This is a genomic window from Micromonospora sp. WMMD1120, from assembly GCF_029626235.1.
In the GTDB taxonomy this organism is placed as follows: Bacteria; Actinomycetota; Actinomycetes; order Mycobacteriales; family Micromonosporaceae; genus Micromonospora.
The window spans coordinates 1773926-1792156 of sequence record NZ_JARUBO010000005.1 but is presented as its reverse complement, the minus strand read 5'-3'; the positions used below and the strand labels follow the sequence as shown (position 1 = coordinate 1792156).

The window sequence follows — 18231 nt, the reverse complement described above, 5'->3', positions numbered from 1 at the left end:
GCCGGGCACCGCCTACGGCTTCTCGACCCACTGGACACAGGTGGGGCGCCGGCCGGTGCGCAGGAACTCGTGCGCCGCCTGCCGGGCCTGCTCCACGGTGATGGGAAGCGGCGCTTCGTCGTCCTCCGACTCGGTGAACCACGGGTCGTCGTACGCGTACTCGGCGTCGGCCGCGGTTTGACCGGCAGGGGCGCCCGATGGCACCGGCCCCCAGCTGATCATGATGTCTTCCTCGTCCTCCCACACCAGCGCGGACTGGTCGCCGGCCAGGTCGACGAAGAGACGCCGCTCGTCGTCCTCGGTGCTGAGCGAGACGCCGCCGGACCGTACCCGATCAAAAAGGGTGTCGAGGTCGGCGGCGTCGTTCACGACGGTGTTGGTGTCGTCGTGCCAGGCCCGCAGCGGCGCGTTCGTCGGCTGCGTCCCGGGGCGGGGCCTGCCCAGCCAGGCCGGCGGCGCGGTGAACGGGTTCCCGGCCACGTCCAGCCGGTCGAGGTGGGTGAGGTCGCCCAGCGACTCGGGCAGCGCGGTGAGCCGGTTGTCGGTCAGCAACAGCCGGTTGAGGGTGGTGAGGTTGCCCAGCGACCCGGGCAGCGACGAGAGCTGGTTGCCGGTCAGGTCCAGCCGGGTGAGAGCGGTGAGGTCACCCACCCAGTCGGGCAACGCGGTGAGCCGGTTACCGGCCAGATCCAGCCAGGTGAGAGCGGTCAGGTTGCGCAGCGACTCGGGCAGCGCCGCGAATCGGTTACCGGAGAGGCCGAGCCGGGTGAGGGAGCTGAGTTTCCCCAGCGAGTCCGGTAGCGCGGTGAGCTCGTTGCCGCCGACGAACAGGTCGGTCAGCGCGGTCAACGCGCCGATGGACTCCGGTAGCGCCGCGAGCTGGTTACCCCACACGAACAGCTCGGTGAGGGCGGTCAGCCCGCCCAGTGTCTCGGGCAGCGCCGCCAGCCGGTTGCCGCCCAGGTCGAGCCGGGTGAGGGTGCTGAGGTTGCCCACCCAGTCCGGCAGCTCGGTGAGCTGGTTGGCGGTCAGGTTCAGTTCGGTGAGCCCGGTGAACCCGGTCAGCCATTCCGGTAGGGCGCCGAGTCGGTTGCCGGCCAGGTTCAGCTCGGTGAGGGTGGTCAGCTCCCCCAGCGAGTCGGGCAGGGCCGTCAGCATCAGCCCACTCAGGTCCACCGATGACGCGTCACCACGGCGTGTTGCCTCGACCCGGTCCTCCGCGGTCCAGCGCGCCGAATCCACCTGCTCCTCGAACTCGTTCACGTCACCTACGTCCCTGATCCACTCGGCTTCCTGGAAGTTGGGGTATCCGAACCGACTGGATGCCCCGACGTCATTGAAGCGGAGTTGATCAGTCGCCGCTGTCCCCGGAGCGCCCCGCTCGACGGTTCTCGCGAATCGTCTCCTCGGCCAGCCGCTCGACCGCCCGTCGGCGCTCCTCGGCGCTGGCCCGCTCGTCCCGGCGACGGAACGCGGTGAGGACGGCCACCAGGAAATCCCGCCAGATGCCGGCCACCATGTCCCCCTGCGGAACGTCGCCCGAACTCCACCGTAGCGCCGGAAAACCACGGTGCCGGTCGTCGGAACGGACACAGCGGGGTAAGAAGAGGCTGGTATTTCCGCACACCGGAAGGACGCGTCCCGATGACCCTGGAACGACCGATCGCCCCGGACCCGTACGAGCTGCTGCCGACGCTGCCCGCGTTCACGCTGACCAGTGACGACGTGCAGAACGGCGAGCCGATGGATGCCCGGCACGCGCACGGCAGCACCGGCGGCGACAACGTCTCGCCGCAGCTGACCTGGTCGGATTTCCCCGCCGAGACGAAGAGCTTCGCGGTGACCTGCTACGACCCCGACGCGCCGACCGGCAGCGGGTTCTGGCACTGGGTGCTGGTGAACGTGCCGGCCACTGTCACGCAGTTGCCCACCGGCGCCGGCGGCGCTGCGGGCACCGACCTCGGTGGGGCCTTCTCGGTCCGCAACGACTACGGCGATCAGGGGTACGGCGGGGCGGCTCCGCCGCCCGGGGACCGCCCGCACCGGTACGTTTTCGCGGTGCACGCCCTGGACGTCGAGCGCCTGGACCTGACGCCGGACGCCAGTCCTGCCTACGTCGGCTTCAACCTGACGTTCCACACCCTGGCCCGAGCGGTGATCCGCCCGACCTACCAGATCAAGGAGTAACCACCCCCACCCCCACCCCGCCCTCGCCCCACCCCACCTCTCCCGCGATCTTGCACTTTCTGTGCCGACATGCCGGGCGTAAAGGGCATAACGGCAACCAAAAGTGCAAGATCGCGGGGGTGGGGGGGATCGCGGGGGTGGGGTTAGGCGGGGACTCGGGCTACTGCGAAGACGGACTGGCCGAACGGGGGGCGGACGAGCTGTTCGGCGGCCTTGGTGGCGGGTAGGACGACGGTGTCGTACACCTTGACCATGGGGCCCTCCTTCGGCATCAGCCGGAAGACCTTGGTGGCCATGAAGTAGCCGATCAACCCGAGCGCGTTGGCGTAGTGGATCTTCTCGACGGTCAGGCCGGCCTCGGTCATCGCGGCGGCGAGGGTCTTCTTGGTGTAGCGGCGGACGTGGCCGGTGGCGATGTCGGCCGGGCCCATCGCGAACTGGAACGCCGGCACGATGATGATCACGGCGCCGCCGGGACGCACCAGGTCGCGCATGCTGCTCAGCGCGCCGACGTGGTCCTCGATGTGCTCCAGGACGTTGTACGAGACCGCGGCGCTGTAGTCGCCCTGGTCGTCGTGCGGCAGCAGCATCTGCCGGACGTCGATGTTCGGACGGTCCGCGAGGCGCTCCTTGAGCTGCACCAGCCGGTCCGGGTCGGCCTCGGTGGCGGTGAACCGGGGCAACCGCTCGGACCACTCCAGCGCGTAGTCGCCGAGGCCGCTGCCGATCTCGATCGGGTTGTCGCCCAGATACGGCACGGCCAGTTCGATGAACCAGCGGCGATGGTTGACAGCAGTCGCCAGGCCTTCCAGCACCTCGGACTGCACGCGCTGATCCCCAGTGATTTCTGCCATGCGTCGATTCCTCACGATATGACTCGACCCGTGCCTGGACCGACCGAGTGAATCATCCGCTGGTGCGGCAGAAGAATCGGGGCATCGGGGTGGCCGAATTGTGGTCGGGGGTTGGGGGTTGGGTTCGGCATCGGCGGTCGGCGAACCCGGCACATAGTACGGCAGTACCCCGAAACATGTCACGGCGGTGTCATATGCTGACTACCCTACGAATTGTCATGACTACTCCTGAACCGGACTTGCCCAGCGGTAGCGGTGACCCGGCCGCCACGCCGTCCGTGGAGGGGGTTGCCGGGTTCACTCGCGCCTCCCGCAGGGGTAGGTGGATCGATCTGGCCGCCGTGGCGAGCTTCGTGCTGCTCGGCCTCTGGGTGACCGGTCGGCTCTGGCTGAATCCCGGCACCGAGGTGCGGGACAACCCGTCCGATCAGCCGCAGTTTGAATGGATGATGGCCCACGGTGCGCGAGTAGTCACGCACTTTGCGTATCCATTCCATTCCAATCAGATGAACGTCCCCGAGGGCGTCAATCTGATGGCCAATACGTCCGTATTATCCATTTCTCTGCCACTGACACCCGTCACCCTGCTGCTCGGGCCACGGGCATCGTTCCTGCTCTTTCTCACCGCCGGCATGATCGCCACGGCCACCGCCTGGTATTTCCTGCTCTCCCGGGTGCTGATCGGCAGCCGCGGGCCGGCGTGGCTGGGTGCCGGCTTCTGCGCGTTCGCGCCGGCCATGGTGTCGCACGCCAACGGGCACCCGAACATCGTGTCCCAGTTCGTCGTCCCGTTGATCATCTGGCGCACGCTGCGCCTCGGTGAGCCCCGTCGTTGGTTGCGCAACGGCCTGCTGCTGGCCCTCGTCATCGTCTGGCAGGCCTTCCTCAACCTCGAGATCCTGCTGATGACGGCGATCGGGCTCGGCGTGGTCATCGGCGTGCTCGCCCTCGGCCGCGCGGACCTGCGGTCGCGGACCCGCCCCTTCCTCGCCGGCCTCGCCGTGGCCGCCGTCGCCGCCGGGTTACTGCTGGCCTATCCCCTGTACGTGCAGTTCTTCGGCCCGGACGCGTACTCCGGGCTGTCCCGGCTGATCCGGGGCTACTCGAGTGATCTGGCCTCGTTCGTCGCGTACGCCCGGGAGTCCCTCGCCGGCAGCGATCGCACCGCCGCCGGCCTGGCCAAGAACCCGACCGAGGAGAACAGCTTCTTCGGCTGGGCCCTCCTGGTGCTGGTCATCGCCCTGGTGTGGTGGTTGCGCCGCTCGGTGGTGGTGCTCGCGCTGGCCGGGCTCGGGTTGCTCTTCGCGGTGCTCTCACTGGGCCGCGAGGTGCGTTTCGAGAATCGGGGCACGGGCGTGCCCGGCCCCTGGGCGGCCCTGGAGAACCTGCCGATCCTGCACTCGGTGGTGCCGACCCGGTGGGCGTTGGCGATCACCCCGATCATCGGGCTGCTGCTCGCCTACGGCGCCGAACGCGCCCGCGAGCTGGCCGCCGCGTACCCGGGCGCCCGGGGGCAGATCCGCTTCGGCACCGCGACGGTGCTCACCATGGCCCTGCTGCCGATCGTCCCCACGCCGCTGCCGGTGGCGATGCTCGATCCCATCCCCACCTTCGTGACGGATGGGACCTGGCGGCACTACGTGGCCGGTGGGCGCAGTGTGGTGACCCTCCCGCTGCCGGACACCAACTACGCGGAGCCGCTGCGCTGGTCCGCGGCGACCCGGCTGGACCTGCCACTGGCCCGGGGCTACTTCCTCGGCCCGGACACCCGCCCGACCGCCGATCCGCCCCGGGTCGCCCTGTTCGGTGCCCCGCCCCGGCCCACCAGCAGCTTCTTCAACACCATCCGCCGCACCGGGGCGGTGCCGCCGATCACTCCGCAAAGTCGGGTGAACGCGATCGACGACCTGCGCTTCTGGCGGGCCGGCGTGGTCATCCTCGGGCCGCACGAGCACGAGACCGCGCTGCGCCGGGGAATGACTGAGCTGACCGGCATCCAACCGATCTTCACCGGTGGGGTGTGGGTGTGGGACGTCCGGTCGCTCACCGACTGAGCGTGTGGGTGGGTTGCTGGCGGCGGTTACCGTCGGTCACGTCCGGCGGGGCGGATGCAGTGGTGAGCCTTATACCTCACAGGCATAGTTATGACTCTGAGGTATACCGCTCTCGGACACATCGGCTCCCCGGTGCAAGCGGTGCGACCAGAGCGAACCGGGGGGTGTCTGCTCGTCGGGCGGACGCGCCGGTCCTACCGGACGCAGCAGCCCTGGCAGACCTTCGGTCGGGGCAGGGTGAAGGCGAGGCAGCAGGTGCGCCGCTGCACCGTCGGCTCGCCGTTCGCGCCGGGCACCAGCTCGATCAGGTCGGCCAGGTCGAGCGCGCCGAGCAGCGTCTCGATGTTCTGCGTGGTCGGGCCGGGCAGGTTGTCGGCCGCCCGCAGCAGGCCGTGCGCGATGCCGGAGGCGACCGAGCCGAGCAGCGTCCGGGCGCCCACCCGGACCTCGGACTGGATGGCCGCGATGAGCGGCGACAGGTGGGCATCGAGCAGTGACGCGCGCAACGCGGCCAGCAGCTCCGCCTCGTCGGCCACGACCCGCACCTGCGGCAGGCCGGCGAGCGCGAGCGGGTCGTTCGGCAGCACCGCCACGGCGGTGCCGGAGCGCAGGCCCAGGGTCAGCAGCTGCCGGTGGTCCTCGAAGTGGATCAGCACGTCGTCCGGGCCGGCGAGCGGCACCCGCCGCGCGGAGGCCCAGCCGAGCACGACCGGCAGCGCCGTCCAGTAGCTGTACGACTTCCAGGCCAGCGCCGCACAGGCGTGCGGGGTGCCGCCCCAGCGGACGGCGGCGTTGCGCAGCAGCTCCGGCAGCCGGGTGCCGTCGATCAGGGTGCTGGCGGGGGCCCAGCCGAACTCGTCGTCGACCAGCAGGCCCCGGGCGAGTCCGGGCAGGTCGTCGGTGCCGAACATGGCCCGCAGGGCGGCGGTGACGGGGGCGAACGGAGTGGCGGTCACCTCCCGCCTCGGCATCACCACAGTCACCTGAGATCCCCCGTCCGCGTGGCCGAGGAGTGGGCCCCGGCGGACGGCCAGCTGCCGTCCTGAGCTAAGGCTAGCCTAACCAATCCTGCCGACATGCGCGAGCGTCTGTAATTCGAGCGACAGGCACCGGGAAGGCCCCGGACCGCGTACCGCGATCCGGGGCCCCGTAAACGCGGGTCAGTCGTTCGGCCGCAGGAGCGCCGCTCCATCCACCCCGGTGGGGTTGCCATGGCCAACTGCCCTCACGGCCGGTATTCATCGACAACTGTCAAGCGGTGTGTCGGGAAAATGCCAGATGCGTGTGCGTTCACGTACGGAACGTGAAACTTATAGCCCCGGCCACGAGGAAGCCGATGACGACCTCACCCCTCGAACGGGCTGCCGACTCCTTCGCGGCCGAACTCGCCCGCCAACGGACCGGGCGCGGGCTGTCCAAGAAACAACTGGCCGTCCTGATGGGGTTCGACCCGTCCTACGTGAGCCACGTCGAGGGGCGCCGGCACCGCCCAACCGAGGACTTCGCCCGTCGCGCGGAGGCCGTCCTGGAGGCCAGCGGCGCGATCTGGCAGCGCTTCCGGGAGTACGACGACCTGCGGCACGCCCGGGTGGGCCAGCCGAACCGAGAGTCCAGTCCGCCCGGCCAGTGGCTGCCACCCGGCACCGGGCTCGTGGTGGAACGGGAGTTGGCCACCCTCACCCACACCGACGACGGCTACCGGTGCGTCATCCACCGTCAGTTGTACAACGCCGGCACCGAACCGGTGACCCGCTACCTGGTCCGGGTCGCCGTCGACCGCTACCCGAACGACCCGGGCCGGTCCAACCGGCACCACCGGGAGCACCCGCTCACGTTCGCCGAGCTGCAACTACAGGCCCACCGGGACGACGGCAGCGGCGACCCGGAGCCGATGCACTGGCGGGCCAAACACGACCGGGACGCGTTCAAGGAAATCTGGCTGCTCTTCGAGAACGGGGAACGACGCTTCCCGCTCTACCCGGGCGACCGGGCCACCATCGAGTACGCCTACTGCGTCGGGCAGGAGAAGTGGGGCCCCTGGTTCCAACGCGCGGTCCGGCTGCCTACCAGGCAGCTCGCCGTACGGCTGGATCTGCCGGCGGCGCTCGACCCGCAGGTCTGGGGCGTGGAGACCTCGCTCTCGGCGGAGGAGGGCCCGTTGCGGACGGCGCCGCAGCGACACGACGAGGGTGACCGGGCGATCTACGACTGGCATACCGACGACCCGCCGCTGAACGCCCGCTACCGGTTGCAGTGGCGCTTCCGGGCTCGACCGGACACCGAACCGGACAGCGGCCCCGGTGGCCCCCGGGTCCGGCCCAGCGACCGGATGCGCGGCCTCGGCATCGTGCAGCGCGGAGCCGACCTGCTCCGGCAACGCGCCCGCCCGTTCGACCTGCCCGGCGAGGAGCAACTCGCCCGGGACCTGGTCGACCGGCTCGTGACCGCTCTGGCCCGGCTGGACGAGCTGCACCCGTTCAGCAAGGGGGTGGGTGTCGCCGCCCCGCAGTTCGGCGTCGGTCGGGCGGTGGCGGTGGTGCGGCCCCCGGACCGGTCGGCGGAGCCGGTCGTGCTGCTCAATCCCCGGGTGGTCGACGCCGCTCAGGACAGTGACGAGCAGTACGAGGGCTGCCTCTCCTTCTTCGACCACAGGGGTCTGGTGCCCCGGCCGCTGCGGCTGGACGTGGAGCACGCCCAGTGGGACGGCAGCCGGATCATCACGTCGTTCGAGTTCGGCATGGCGCGACTGGTCGCCCACGAGATCGACCACCTGGAGGGCCGGCTCTACGTCGACCGGATGGCGCCCGGGGTGCCGTTGGTGCCGGTCGAGGAATACCGCGAGACCGGGCATCCGTGGCGCTACTGACCGTTGGGGACCGGGGCGCGTGCCCCAGGGGGCAGGGGCACGCGCCCCGGTGTGGGGGGAGGAACGTCTAGAGGTCACCGAAGGTGTCGTAGCGGATCTGCGGCGGCGGCACCCCGTCCGCGGCGAGCACCCGCAGGGTGGACCGGACCATCCGGGCGGCCCCGGAGACATAGCAGTCGTGCGTGGTCCACGGACCGTACCGGGCCACCACCTCGGGGATGTCGCCCTGCTCGCCGTCGAAGTCCGGGTCCTCGCTGCACGCCGCCGTGACCGACAACCACTGGTGTACGGCCACCAACTCCTGCAACGCGGCCAGCCCGTACAGGTCCGCCGCCTGCCGGGCGCCGTAGAAGACGTGCACCCACCGGGTGCGGTTGTAGCTGGCCAGCTCCTCCACCAGCGCCTTGATCGGGGCCAGGCCGACACCGCCGGCCACGCAGAGGATGTCCCGTTCCGAGGCGCGGTCCAGGGTCATCGAGCCCATCGGGGCCGCCAGGCGGAGCAGGTCACCCGGTCGCACCCGGCGCACCAGCGCGCCGGACACCCAGCCCGCCCCCGGCGACCGGACGTGGAACTCCAGCACGTTGTCGTCGTTCGGGGCGTTCGCCACCGAGTAGTTGCGCCACACCCGGGGGTGGTGTCGCGGCACCTCCAGGCTCACGTACTGCCCCGCCTTCCAGCGCAGCGGATGCTGCAACGCCCGGCAGGTCAGCACGGCGGTGTCCGGTCCGTGGCGCTCGTGGGTCAGCACCTCGGCGTGCCAGAACGGCGGGTCGTCGTCAGCGGCCGCGCCCGCCATCATCAGGGCGGCGATCGCCGCGTACGCCTCGCGCCACGCCTGGTCGTACTCGAGGTTCCAGCCGTCGCCGGCGGTGCTGCGCAGCGCGTCCAGCAGGGCGACGCCCATCGTCGTGTAGTGCCGCTCGTCGACGTGGTACTTGCGGTGGTCGCGGCCCAGCGCCCGGAGGAACTCGTCGAAGCTCTCCGGGTCGTCAACGGTGTGGATTGCGGTGATGATCGCCTCCAGCAGGCGATCACCCTGGCCGGTCATCTGCACGGGGAAGAGGGTCCGCAGGGCGGGGTCGAGCAGGAACAGCCGAGCGTAGAAGTGCTCGGTCAGCCGGACCCGGTCGTCCTCGACCAGGGTCCAGCTCTCCTTCAGCAACCGCGCGAGGTTGTCCACGGGCGCTCCTTCTCCAGACGGCAGCGGATCGGGCCCCGTTAGAATCTCCACGGAGAGTGTCGACCGGTCGCACAGAATGTGCGATCGGCTCATGCTGGCCGGTCGGCCGTGTCACCGGCGCCGCCGGTCGGGCACAGTGGTGCGGTGACAGTTGAGCTGACCCGCCCGGTGTCCCGCCGACTGTTGGGCACCGAGACGTTGCTGGTCCTCGGCCTCTCGCTCGGCCAGTCAGCGGTCTACGCGGTGGTGTCGATCATCGCGAAGCTGACCGCCGACGGTCCGCTCTCCAAGCAGACCGCCTCGCTGAACACCTCGGCGTCGGCCCGACCCTGGCTGGACCTCACCTACCAACTGCTCGGCATCGTGTTCGCGCTGCTGCCGGTGCTGCTCGCCGTACACCTGCTGGCTCGTGACCCCGGCGACCCGGCGCGGACCCTCGGCCTGGACGCCCGGCGGCCCGGCCAGGACCTGGCCCGGGGGGCCGGCCTGGCGGCGCTGATCGGCCTGCCCGGGTTGGCGCTGTTCTGGGTGGCGGCCCAGCTCGGCCTCAACGCCACGCTGGTGCCGGCCGCGCTGCCGGACCTCTGGTGGACCGTCCCGGTGCTGATCCTCGCGGCCGTGCAGAACGCGGTGCTGGAGGAGGTGATCGTGGTCGGTTACCTGGTCACCCGACTGCGCCAGCTGCACTGGCGGCTGGCGGCGATCATCGCGGCGAGCGCGCTGCTGCGCGGCTCCTACCACCTCTACCAGGGCTTCGGCGCGTTCGTCGGCAACGCGGTGATGGGCGTCGTGTTCAGCCTCTTCTACCTGCGCACCAAGCGGGTCCTGCCGCTGGTCATCGCGCACACACTGCTCGACGTGTTCGCCTTCGTCGGCTACGCGCTGCTGCCCCGCGAGTGGTTCGACTGGCTCTGACGGCGCACCGCCGGCCGGTGGCTCTGACGGCTCAGCCCCGGCCGGTGGCTCTGACGGCGCACTGCCGGCCGGTGGCTCTGACGGCTCAGCCCCGGCCCGGCCGGTAGGCGGCCGCCGCCCGGGCCGCGAGCCGGTCGGCCGCCGCCGCGTCACCCAGCGCCGCGGCGAGCACCGCCGCGCCCGGCAGCAGCCGGGCTGCCAGCCGCAACGCCATCCAACCGCCCGCCTGCGCCGTGAGCGGCGCAGCCAGCCGCCAGGCCGCCTCCGCGGCCCTGGGCCAGCCCTGCTCGGCCGGCTCGCTCGCCGCCTGCGCGGCGGCCAGGGCGGCCCTCGCGCTCGCGGCGTCCGGATGCACCTGGGTCAGCACCAGCAGTTCCACGGCCCGGTCGGGATGCGTCGGGTCCTTCCCGTACGCGGCGGCCAGGTGCAGCACCAGGCTCGCGTGCGTCCACAGCACCGAGGTCAGCTCGGCCAGCGGAGCGAAGAGCCCCGCCAACGCCGCGGTAACCCCGCCAGCGCCCGCCGCGCGGACGAACCGCCGGGTCGCCAACCGAGCCAACCCGTCCGCCGAGGCGTCCGGGTACCGGCTGCGCAGCCGCGCCGCCCACTCGGCCGCGCCGGGCCCGAGCGCGCGCACCGCGGCAAGAGCCAACAACTCCGGCGCGAAGCCGGGGTGGTCGAGCACCCGCGCGGCCGTCGACAGCAGGTCCGATTCCCTGGTACGCCCCGAGCCGGCGATCACCACCGTCGGCGGCTCGGGTGTGGTCTGCGGTGCGGTGGCGCTCGTGCGCGGGGCGGTCGGCGGCTCGGGTGTGGTCTGCGGTGCGGTGGTGCTCGTGCGGGGGGCGGTCGCCCGCTTGGTGGGGCTCGCGGCGCGCTTGCTCGGCTTCGGTGTGGTCGGCGTCACCTCGACCGCCTTCTTGGCGGCGGTTTTCCGTGCGCGGGTGGCTCGGGCCTTCGGCGTGCGGGTCGCCGGTTCGGCCTCTGCAGTCGGTTCCGGTCGCTCCTGGCCCGCGTTGGCGCCCGGCGGCTCCTGGCCGGTGTCGGCGGCCGGCGGCTCGGCTGGCTCTGGGCTCGTCTTGCTGGTCTGCGGCTGCGGCGGTTCCGGGCTGGCGACGTTGGCCGGCTGCTCGGGCTGCTCGTTGGGCTCGTCCGGCTCGCGGCTGGCTCCGCCGGCAGGCGGCGCGGGCTGCTCGCTGCTCGGGTCGCTGGGCGCGGCGGCCCGGGTGCGTTTGGGCTGCCGGGGCAGGGGTCGGTCCGGGTCGGGTGGCTGGAAGAGCACCGGGGGAGCAGCCTTGGCCCGTCGGGGGCGCGGGGTGGCCTTCCCCGTCGGCTGCTCGCCGTCGGTCGGCGACGGCCCGGCGGTCGTGGCCTGCTCGGCGGTCGGGGCCTGCTCGGCGGTCGTCGGGGGCGTGAAGGTGGCCCGTGGGGAGCGTCGCCGCGCCCTCTCAGCAGGCTCTCGACGGGGCGACTCGCTGGGCGGCTGCTCCTGCATATCGATGGAGCGTAGTCCCGATCACGCCCCGGCACAGCGTGACGACACGGAGGGTGGGCGGACCCGGTCGACGTACCCCGGAAGTCGTTTTGCTCCCGGTGGGTGGTGACCTGTATCCTCGGGCGCGGTGGTCTGAGGATCACCAGGGAGACTTCGCCTAGTCTGGTCTATGGCGCCGCACTGCTAATGCGGTTGGGGTCTTAAAGCCCCTCCCGGGTTCGAATCCCGGAGTCTCCGCGCGAAAGCCGGGTGTGTATGCTGGCTGAGCACGAGCGCCCGTAGCTCAATGGATAGAGCATCTGACTACGGATCAGAAGGTTAGGGGTTCGAGTCCCTTCGGGCGCACCACAAGATCAAGGCCGTGACCTGCAAGAAGAGGGTCACGGCCTTCTTCTTTCAGTCATATGACCTTGACGGATCGTGGTCGGCGCCGCAGGTGCACCCGATAGGCACGGGGCGGCCTTCCCGACCACCGGTGCCGACGGTCCGAGGCGTCCGCAGCATCCGGACGGCACGCCGGAACACCGTCACCGCCTGCCGGGCGAATTGTGTCGGGCCGCGTATCGACTCCGAGCGTAGATAGACGACGCCCGCGCGGGCCAGGATCAGTGACGCCGCGTCGATCCGACGCCGTTTGAGCTGTATCCGAAGCATCTCGGCCAGCAGGACGAGCTCAACGCGCGGCGTGCCGTGTCGCCGACTCTGCCGCACGGCCGCCCGTAGGGTGTCGACCGCTGATCGGAGGTCACCGCTGCGGACAAACCAGCGTGCCCACGTACCGTTCAGTACGTGTAGACCGCTGCTCGTCTGTCCTACAGTCGCGAACGTGCGTTCCGCTGCCTTGAGGTGGTACTCCGCCTCTCGCAGGGAACCGTAGTCGACAAGCACCTCGGCGATGCGCTGGTGGAAGTATCCGTGGCCCGTCAGGTAATCGTCGGAGAATGCCTCCGCCTCGCAGAAGAGCCGGATCGCGTCAGCGGGTTTCCCGTCGTCGGCCGAGAGCCGGCCAGTGGTCGACTACGTGGCGGCCCTGCCAGGCCTCGTCGAATGGATCGTTGAAACTGTGCGGCACCGCGACTGGCGAGACGCCTTCCCCGTCTTCCTCCGGAGCCTGCGGCGAGAAGGCTTTCGACTACACAGTCGAGGATACCTGGCTCGCCACTCGCTAAGACCGGCACGGTTTCAGTTGCGCTGCGCGTAACGTCGCCCGCCCCCGCGTCGTGGTTATGGAATACTGTCTATTTCGCCCGTCTTCCCGGGGGTGCACGGATGGGTTTCGGCGCGCGGCCAGGCCAGCGTCCACGCCCTGCCAGCGCCAGCATGATCGGCCGTGCCTGCCCCAGGCAGACACCTGTCGGTACACAGCCTCAGAGTCCCGTCCGCGCCGAAGTGCGGTCGGTCCGGCACCGCACCACAGCGCCGACCACGTTGAGCGCCACGCCCCACACCACCGCCGCGGTCGCCCAGCGCACCCATCCCGTGCCCGTGGGAGCCTCGGTGAGGACTTGCTGTAGAGCGCCGTACGGGGTGAGCGCGTCCCGGACCGCACCGAGCGGGGTGAGCAGCGCGTACGCCCCGAGCGGCAGCACGACGGTGGCCAGGCAGGCCCACAGTGGTCGGGCGATGAGCAGCCCCAGGCCGGTGCCGACGAGCTGCGCGAGCAGTTGCACCAGCACGCCGGTGAGGGCGATGGGGCCGGCGTACGTCCACCGGTCGGGCGCGGTGGACCCGGAGGCGGCCAGCGCGACGCCGAGAATCGCGTCACCGGCCACCCCGGCGGCCACCGCGATCAGCGTCGCCGCGGCGAGCGTGGGCAGCACCGGCGCGCCGGGGGCCTTCCGGAGGTCGTGGGCCAGCATGACCCCGATGAAGGGCAGCGGTACGGAGATGAACGCGTGCACCGGCTCGGCGAACGCGACGACGGTGCGTTCGGCCGGCGGGAGCCCGGCGACGAGCGCCGTGGCGGCGACGACCCCGACCACAACCGTCACCAGGAGTAGGACGCGGCGGTTCCGGGCCCCGGCAGCACGCCGCAACGCGCCGGTGATCGTCTCGTGTTCGCTCATCTGGTCCTCCACCTCGCGGGATCGACCCGGATGAGGATCGTCGACGGGTGGCGGCTCACGCACGAGCCGGAGGACCTGGCGGATGCCCTACTTTGGTAGCTGGCGCCTCCGGCCGTACCCCCTAGGCTGCCGGCATGGCCGCCGCGCTGTTCGCCCTGCTCGTGCCCGACCCGGCCGGCGACCGGTTGGCCCAGCGGCACCGCCTGGCCGACGCCGTGGCGGTGACGGTGGCCCTGGGGTACGGCCTCGTCATGCTGCGGATCGGCGACGGCACCGCACCCGGCGCGGCGATCCCGTGGCCGGTCGACGTGCTGATCGGCATGCTCTGCGCCGTCCCGCTGCTGGTCCGGCGACGCTGGCCGGTTGCCGTGCTGCTCGCGCTGCTGCCGTTCGGCGCGATCTCGGTGACCGCGACCGGGCCGATTCTGGTCGCGATCTTCACCGCGGCGGTCCGCCGCCGGGCCCGGCTGCTGTTCGCCCTGGGCGCGGCGCACGTCGGCACCGGCGTGGTCTACTTCCTGCTTCAGAACGATCCGCCGTACCCGGTCTGGGTGGACGTCGTCCTCCGCGCCGTGACCGGCGTCGCGGTCATCGGCTGGGGTCAGTTCGTGCAGGCGTACCGGCGGCTCACCGAGTCGCTGCGATCGCACGCGGCGCGGTTGGAGGCCGAGCAGCACCTGCGCGTCGATCAGGCGCGACTGACCGAACGGGCCCGGATCGCCCGGGAGATGCACGACGTGCTGGCACACCGGATGTCGTTGATCAGTCTGCACGCGGGTGCGCTCGAGGTCCGTCCCGACGCCCGCCCCGACGAGATCACCATCGCGGCCGGCGCGATCCGGTCCAGCGCGCACGAGGCCCTTGAGGAGCTGCGAGCCGTGGTCGGCGTCGCGGCCCGGCCGGAACCTCCGCAACCCGGGCTGGCCGACGTGCCGGACCTGGTGGCCAGCGCGCGTGCGGCGGGGATGCGGGTCGAGTTCGCCGACGAGGTGACCGGGGACGATCCGCCGACGTTGGTGGGGCGGACGGCGTACCGGATCACGCAGGAGGCGCTCACCAACGCCCGCAGACACGGCGGCGACGCGAGTGCCACGGTCCGGTTGGTCGGCCGGCCGGGCGACGGCCTGCGCATCGTGGTGGTCAACCCGTCCCCGCCGACGGTCGGACGGGCGGCGCGGCCCGGCGGGATAGGGCTGGTCGGCATCGGCGAGCGGGTGGCGTTGGCCGGCGGTCGGGTGACGTACGGCGTTGTGGATGGGACGTACCGGTTGGAGGCCTGGCTGCCGTGGCCCACCTGAACGGCGTGCCCGGCGATTCGCGCCCAGCCGGGTCTCATCCCGGTCGGCGGCCGATCCGGCTGGCCGTCGTGGACGACGACCCGCTGGTCCGGGCCGGGTTGCGCATCCTCGTCGGTGGGTCACCCGACATCGAGGTGGTCGCCGAGGCGGCCGACGGCGCGCAGGCGGTGTCGGTAGCCCACGCGCACTGGCCGGACGTGATCCTCATGGACGTCCGAATGCCCCGCGTCGACGGGCTGGCCGCCACCCGCGAGATCCGGTCCCGACCGGGCGCACCGGAGATCATTGTGCTGACCACGTTCAACGCCGACGAGTACGTGCTGGACGCCCTCCGCGGTGGCGCGTGCGGGTTCCTGCTCAAGGACACGCCGCCCCTGGAGATCCTCGCCGCCGTCCGTACCGTCGCCGCGGGGGCGGCGATCCTGTCCCCCTCGGTGGTCCGCCAGCTCATCGACCACGTCGCGGACCCGGTAGCGGGCAGCCGCCGGGCCCGCGCCCGCGAACAACTGGCCGCCCTCACCGACCGGGAACGGGAGGTGGCGGTGCTCGTCGGCCAGGGTCACTCGAACGCCGAGATCGCCGCCCGGCTGGGAATGGGCGTGCCGACGGTGAAGGGGCACGTCTCGCGGCTGTTGGACAAGCTGGGATCGAACAACAGGGTGCAGATCGCCCTGCTCGTGCACGACGCCGAGCTGCCCTGAGCGACCGGCAGCCGCACGGTAGCCGTCGTTCCCGCACCAGGATCGACGCCTCCGGCAGGAAGCGACACCGCTCAGGTCAGGGCTTGTCGGCGACGAACGTGCCGCGGGCCGGGAGGGTCACCACGAGACCCCGCTCCCGCAGTAGGCGGATGGCGGCTCGCACCGTGCCGCGAGCTACGCCGTACTCCTGCTGGAGATGGGCCTCGGATGGCAGCGGCTGACGAGGCTTGAGCTTCCCGGACTCGATCTTCTTGGTGAGGAGATCCGCGACCTGGATGTAGAGCGCTACCGGGCTCATCTCGTCAACCATGATCGACACTTTATGGACGCTCAATACGGGCCGGGCGTTGGGTACTGACTACACGTATGAAACTTATAGTACCTGCTATACATACTGTACGAGTTGGACTATATTCCAGGTCAGACCTTTGCCCAGCTAGGAGGCGCTCGTGAAGATTCCGTTCGTCGTCGAGCTGTCCTGGACGGTGGTCGACTACCACCGCGTGCAGAGGTGTGTCCGCTGCCATCCGGACGGCTGGTGTCCGAGGGCCGCAGTGGCCCGAGCGCGGATCCTGGCCTGGCGGCGGGCGGTGGCGCGTGCTCCCATTCGCCAGTGGTGACCTCCTGCTCGTCACCCGAGCGGCGAGCGTCCAGTTCTGCCGGCCGTTCCGCCTGCGCCTGATCCGCGTTCTGACGGACCGCGTCACGTACGACGGATGGGCCTGGATCGAGGGGTACGAGCTGGACGCCCGGGGCGAGGCGGCGGCCCGGCGGGAACTGTTCGTCCAGCCCTCCGGCCTCCGTGTGCTCTCCCCTCCTCCCGCCGCTGCCCGCAGGCGGCGGTGAGCCGGCTCGGTCTCACGGCCTGCCGTGGTTGCCGCTCCAGTGGCCGCCCACCGCCGGTGTGTCGGTGCGGACGGGTTCGTCGTTGCCGTCCAGGTCGTTCTCGACCACTCGGCAGTTCAGACAGCTGCCCCGGTCGGTGATCCAGATTCCCTGGGTCTGGGTGCCGGAACCGCTGTCCCGGATCAGGTTGCCCCGGATGGTCACCGAGTAGTGCCGGCGTTGCGGATGGAGTACACCCCGGGTGGGCAGTAGATGACCCTGGCGCGCCCGCCGGCGACGAAAGCGTCACCGAGCCTGTCGACGCGGCCCGACCTGACACCGAACATCGCCTCCGTCCGTGCCCGGTCGCGCCGGTCACCGGAGGTCGCCCTCCGTCGCGCCGGACCTGTCCTTGACGGTACGGGCGAAGGGGCGCGCGGAAGGGCGGTTCGGAGCGGCCGACCCAGGTTAATCAGAGGCGAGGGCGGCGCGTCGGAGACGCCGCACGTCGGTGATCGTGATGCCGACCAGGACGACCGCGCTCACGATCATGACGAGCCACGGGGCCAGCATGGTCAGCAGCGGCGTCGAGGCGAGCAGCAGCGCCAGCCAGGCTACGCGGATGGGCGGGAGTTGGCCGAGGAGCACGTACTCCGAGCTCATCCGGCCGAGCACGTACAGGACCGGTCCCACGGTGAGGAGAGCGACCCAACTCGCCGGTGTGGTTCCCTGCGGGTCGTGGAGGACGAGGTCCACACCGCCGGACGTGGCGATGATGCCGGTGATGACGGAGGCGTAGACGTACGGGGCCAACAAGATCGAGGCGTGCGGACGCAGGTGCGCCGACCGGTCGACCAGCTTGTTGCTCTGTAACACGTAGATGTGCCAGAACAGCAGCGCCGTGACGACTGCGGTGAGGAACGCGACGGCACGGGCCGGGGTGTAGCTCGCGCGGCTGAATATCAACGTGGACATCAGCGCCAGCTCGCCGAGGGCGAGAATGGCGATCTGCTGGTAGCGCTCGCCGAAGTGCGTGCTCAACCGTGTGATGGGTAGCCGGCCCCGTCGAGGCGTCGGGTAGCGCAGTCCGGCGGCCAGGTAGTCGACAGCCAGCGCGCCGGCCCACAGGCCGGTGCGCCACGCCGGGCCAGCGAACCCGCCGGCGAGCCACAGGGTCCCGGAGAGGACGAACCAGAAGAGGACGCGCTCCTCCCGGGCGTGCGCACGGCGTGGGCGTAGCGCGACGATCAGCAGGATTCCCCGGAGCAGATGGATGCCGACGTACGCGCCGGCGAAGAGCAGCCCGCGCCCGCCGTAGGCGGCCGGTACGGCGACCGCCATCAGGGCCACGCCGAACACCGTGCCGGCGACCACCGCCTGGACCACCCGGAGCTGGGGGTCGTAGAACTCGGTGGCGTTCACCGTCGTCGACCAGGTCCACCAGCCGGCCAGCAGCAGGATGAGGGTCTGTCCCAGCCCGCCCCCGCTGGGATCTTTGGCGAACTGCATGGAGAGCTGCGCGAACATGGCGACGTAGAAGACGTCGAAGAACAGTTCCAGGAGCGTCGCCCGATTTGACGACCTGGGGTTACGTCGCAGCCCGGCCGGGTCCGTGCCGGTCATCGGCCCGCCGGCTCCGCCGCGCCCTCTGCTGACGCTGCCACGTCGGGTCGTGTCGATCCCGAGGCGACGCCGTGACCCGCAACGCCGAGGGCTTGTCGCACACGGTGATCAACGAGCGAGGGCGCCGGGAGTTACCCGCTGGCCGAGCGGGGCGGTGGCCTGCG

At 71.1% G+C, this 18231-nt stretch carries 18 protein-coding genes and 2 tRNA genes; 10 read left to right on the top strand and 10 right to left on the bottom strand.

What is annotated here, in order from left to right; genetic code table 11:
- Nucleotides 1-12 precede the first annotated feature (12 nt).
- Nucleotides 13-1263, bottom strand: a complete 1251-nt coding sequence (locus O7634_RS08480) for an Imm1 family immunity protein (RefSeq protein ID WP_278149582.1) — start codon at nucleotides 1261-1263, stop codon at nucleotides 13-15.
- Nucleotides 1264-1351: 88 nt separating this feature from the next.
- Nucleotides 1352-1516 carry a hypothetical protein gene (locus tag O7634_RS08475; RefSeq protein ID WP_278149581.1) on the bottom strand — a complete coding sequence of 55 codons (165 nt, stop codon included), beginning with the start codon at nucleotides 1514-1516 and terminating at the stop codon, nucleotides 1352-1354.
- A gap of 128 nt (nucleotides 1517-1644) precedes the next feature.
- Here O7634_RS08475 and O7634_RS08470 point away from each other — a divergent pair, with 128 nt between their 5' ends.
- The gene (locus O7634_RS08470; protein WP_278149580.1) at nucleotides 1645-2187 is read left to right on the top strand and encodes a YbhB/YbcL family Raf kinase inhibitor-like protein; all 543 of its coding nucleotides are present in this window, start codon (nucleotides 1645-1647) and stop codon (nucleotides 2185-2187) included.
- Nucleotides 2188-2330: 143 nt separating this feature from the next.
- Here O7634_RS08470 and O7634_RS08465 read toward each other — a convergent pair whose 3' ends face one another.
- Nucleotides 2331-3041, bottom strand: a complete 711-nt coding sequence (locus O7634_RS08465) for a class I SAM-dependent methyltransferase (protein ID WP_278149579.1) — start codon at nucleotides 3039-3041, stop codon at nucleotides 2331-2333.
- A 218-nt stretch (nucleotides 3042-3259) separates the two neighbouring features.
- Between O7634_RS08465 and O7634_RS08460 the strand changes: the two genes are divergently transcribed.
- A complete protein-coding gene (locus O7634_RS08460; RefSeq protein WP_278149578.1) occupies nucleotides 3260-5095 on the top strand; it encodes a hypothetical protein in 1836 nt (611 codons plus the stop codon).
- A gap of 194 nt (nucleotides 5096-5289) precedes the next feature.
- Here the strand turns inward: O7634_RS08460 and O7634_RS08455 are convergent, their stop codons facing one another.
- Entirely contained in the window at nucleotides 5290-6066 is a 777-nt protein-coding gene (locus tag O7634_RS08455; protein WP_278153911.1) for an IucA/IucC family C-terminal-domain containing protein, read from the bottom strand.
- A gap of 365 nt (nucleotides 6067-6431) precedes the next feature.
- On the opposite strand from O7634_RS08455, the gene O7634_RS08450 reads away from it, so the two are divergent.
- Nucleotides 6432-7961: a peptide deformylase gene (locus tag O7634_RS08450; RefSeq protein WP_278149577.1), complete on the top strand. Its 1530-nt coding sequence runs from the start codon at nucleotides 6432-6434 to the stop codon at nucleotides 7959-7961.
- 67 nt (nucleotides 7962-8028) lie between these two features.
- Here the strand turns inward: O7634_RS08450 and O7634_RS08445 are convergent, their stop codons facing one another.
- Complete coding sequence (locus O7634_RS08445; protein ID WP_278149576.1) at nucleotides 8029-9144, bottom strand: globin domain-containing protein; 1116 nt, start codon at nucleotides 9142-9144, stop codon at nucleotides 8029-8031.
- A gap of 144 nt (nucleotides 9145-9288) precedes the next feature.
- Here O7634_RS08445 and O7634_RS08440 point away from each other — a divergent pair, with 144 nt between their 5' ends.
- Nucleotides 9289-10059 carry a CPBP family intramembrane glutamic endopeptidase gene (locus O7634_RS08440; protein WP_278149575.1) on the top strand — a complete coding sequence of 257 codons (771 nt, stop codon included), beginning with the start codon at nucleotides 9289-9291 and terminating at the stop codon, nucleotides 10057-10059.
- 85 nt (nucleotides 10060-10144) lie between these two features.
- Here O7634_RS08440 and O7634_RS08435 read toward each other — a convergent pair whose 3' ends face one another.
- Nucleotides 10145-11554, bottom strand: a complete 1410-nt coding sequence (locus O7634_RS08435; RefSeq protein ID WP_278149574.1) for a hypothetical protein — start codon at nucleotides 11552-11554, stop codon at nucleotides 10145-10147.
- Between the two features lie 146 nt (nucleotides 11555-11700).
- Between O7634_RS08435 and O7634_RS08430 the strand changes: the two genes are divergently transcribed.
- A tRNA-Ser gene (locus O7634_RS08430) sits at nucleotides 11701-11791 on the top strand.
- 35 nt (nucleotides 11792-11826) lie between these two features.
- Nucleotides 11827-11902, top strand: a tRNA-Arg gene (locus tag O7634_RS08425).
- A 1019-nt stretch (nucleotides 11903-12921) separates the two neighbouring features.
- On the opposite strand, the gene O7634_RS08420 is transcribed toward O7634_RS08425, so the two are convergent.
- Nucleotides 12922-13620: a hypothetical protein gene (locus O7634_RS08420; protein WP_278149573.1), complete on the bottom strand. Its 699-nt coding sequence runs from the start codon at nucleotides 13618-13620 to the stop codon at nucleotides 12922-12924.
- Nucleotides 13621-13754: 134 nt separating this feature from the next.
- Between O7634_RS08420 and O7634_RS08415 the strand changes: the two genes are divergently transcribed.
- A complete protein-coding gene (locus O7634_RS08415; protein ID WP_278149572.1) occupies nucleotides 13755-14918 on the top strand; it encodes a histidine kinase in 1164 nt (387 codons plus the stop codon).
- Nucleotides 14897-15619 carry a response regulator transcription factor gene (locus O7634_RS08410; RefSeq protein ID WP_278153910.1) on the top strand — a complete coding sequence of 241 codons (723 nt, stop codon included), beginning with the start codon at nucleotides 14897-14899 and terminating at the stop codon, nucleotides 15617-15619. Before O7634_RS08415 ends, O7634_RS08410 begins: the two co-directional genes overlap by 22 nt.
- Nucleotides 15620-15695: 76 nt before the next feature.
- Here O7634_RS08410 and O7634_RS08405 read toward each other — a convergent pair whose 3' ends face one another.
- Complete coding sequence (locus O7634_RS08405; RefSeq protein ID WP_278149571.1) at nucleotides 15696-15929, bottom strand: winged helix-turn-helix domain-containing protein; 234 nt, start codon at nucleotides 15927-15929, stop codon at nucleotides 15696-15698.
- A 139-nt stretch (nucleotides 15930-16068) separates the two neighbouring features.
- Here O7634_RS08405 and O7634_RS08400 point away from each other — a divergent pair, with 139 nt between their 5' ends.
- Together O7634_RS08400 and O7634_RS08395 are read left to right on the top strand one after the other, a co-directional pair.
- Entirely contained in the window at nucleotides 16069-16239 is a 171-nt protein-coding gene (locus O7634_RS08400; RefSeq protein ID WP_278149570.1) for a hypothetical protein, read from the top strand.
- Nucleotides 16217-16465 (top strand): hypothetical protein, encoded by a 249-nt coding sequence (locus tag O7634_RS08395; RefSeq protein WP_278149569.1) that lies wholly within the window; start codon nucleotides 16217-16219, stop codon nucleotides 16463-16465. The genes O7634_RS08400 and O7634_RS08395 overlap by 23 nt, the downstream gene beginning before the upstream one ends.
- A gap of 12 nt (nucleotides 16466-16477) precedes the next feature.
- Here the strand turns inward: O7634_RS08395 and O7634_RS08390 are convergent, their stop codons facing one another.
- Both O7634_RS08390 and O7634_RS08385 read right to left on the bottom strand, forming a co-directional pair.
- The gene (locus O7634_RS08390; RefSeq protein WP_278149568.1) at nucleotides 16478-16669 is read right to left on the bottom strand and encodes a hypothetical protein; all 192 of its coding nucleotides are present in this window, start codon (nucleotides 16667-16669) and stop codon (nucleotides 16478-16480) included.
- A gap of 243 nt (nucleotides 16670-16912) precedes the next feature.
- A complete protein-coding gene (locus O7634_RS08385; RefSeq protein WP_278149567.1) occupies nucleotides 16913-18067 on the bottom strand; it encodes a low temperature requirement protein A in 1155 nt (384 codons plus the stop codon).
- Between the last annotated feature and the right edge of the window lie 164 nt (nucleotides 18068-18231).

Coding starts and splice junctions, on each gene's coding strand:
- O7634_RS08415 (WP_278149572.1), top strand. CDS start 13,755: ATGGCCGCCGCGCTGTTCGCCCTGCTCGTGCCCGACCCGGCCGGCGAC.
- O7634_RS08450 (WP_278149577.1), top strand. CDS start 6,432: ATGACGACCTCACCCCTCGAACGGGCTGCCGACTCCTTCGCGGCCGAA.
- O7634_RS08465 (WP_278149579.1), bottom strand. CDS start 3,041: ATGGCAGAAATCACTGGGGATCAGCGCGTGCAGTCCGAGGTGCTGGAA.
- O7634_RS08385 (WP_278149567.1), bottom strand. CDS start 18,067: ATGACCGGCACGGACCCGGCCGGGCTGCGACGTAACCCCAGGTCGTCA.
- O7634_RS08460 (WP_278149578.1), top strand. CDS start 3,260: ATGACTACTCCTGAACCGGACTTGCCCAGCGGTAGCGGTGACCCGGCC.
- O7634_RS08435 (WP_278149574.1), bottom strand. CDS start 11,554: ATGCAGGAGCAGCCGCCCAGCGAGTCGCCCCGTCGAGAGCCTGCTGAG.
- O7634_RS08420 (WP_278149573.1), bottom strand. CDS start 13,620: ATGAGCGAACACGAGACGATCACCGGCGCGTTGCGGCGTGCTGCCGGG.
- O7634_RS08470 (WP_278149580.1), top strand. CDS start 1,645: ATGACCCTGGAACGACCGATCGCCCCGGACCCGTACGAGCTGCTGCCG.
- O7634_RS08405 (WP_278149571.1), bottom strand. CDS start 15,929: ATGGTTGACGAGATGAGCCCGGTAGCGCTCTACATCCAGGTCGCGGAT.
- O7634_RS08455 (WP_278153911.1), bottom strand. CDS start 6,066: ATGCCGAGGCGGGAGGTGACCGCCACTCCGTTCGCCCCCGTCACCGCC.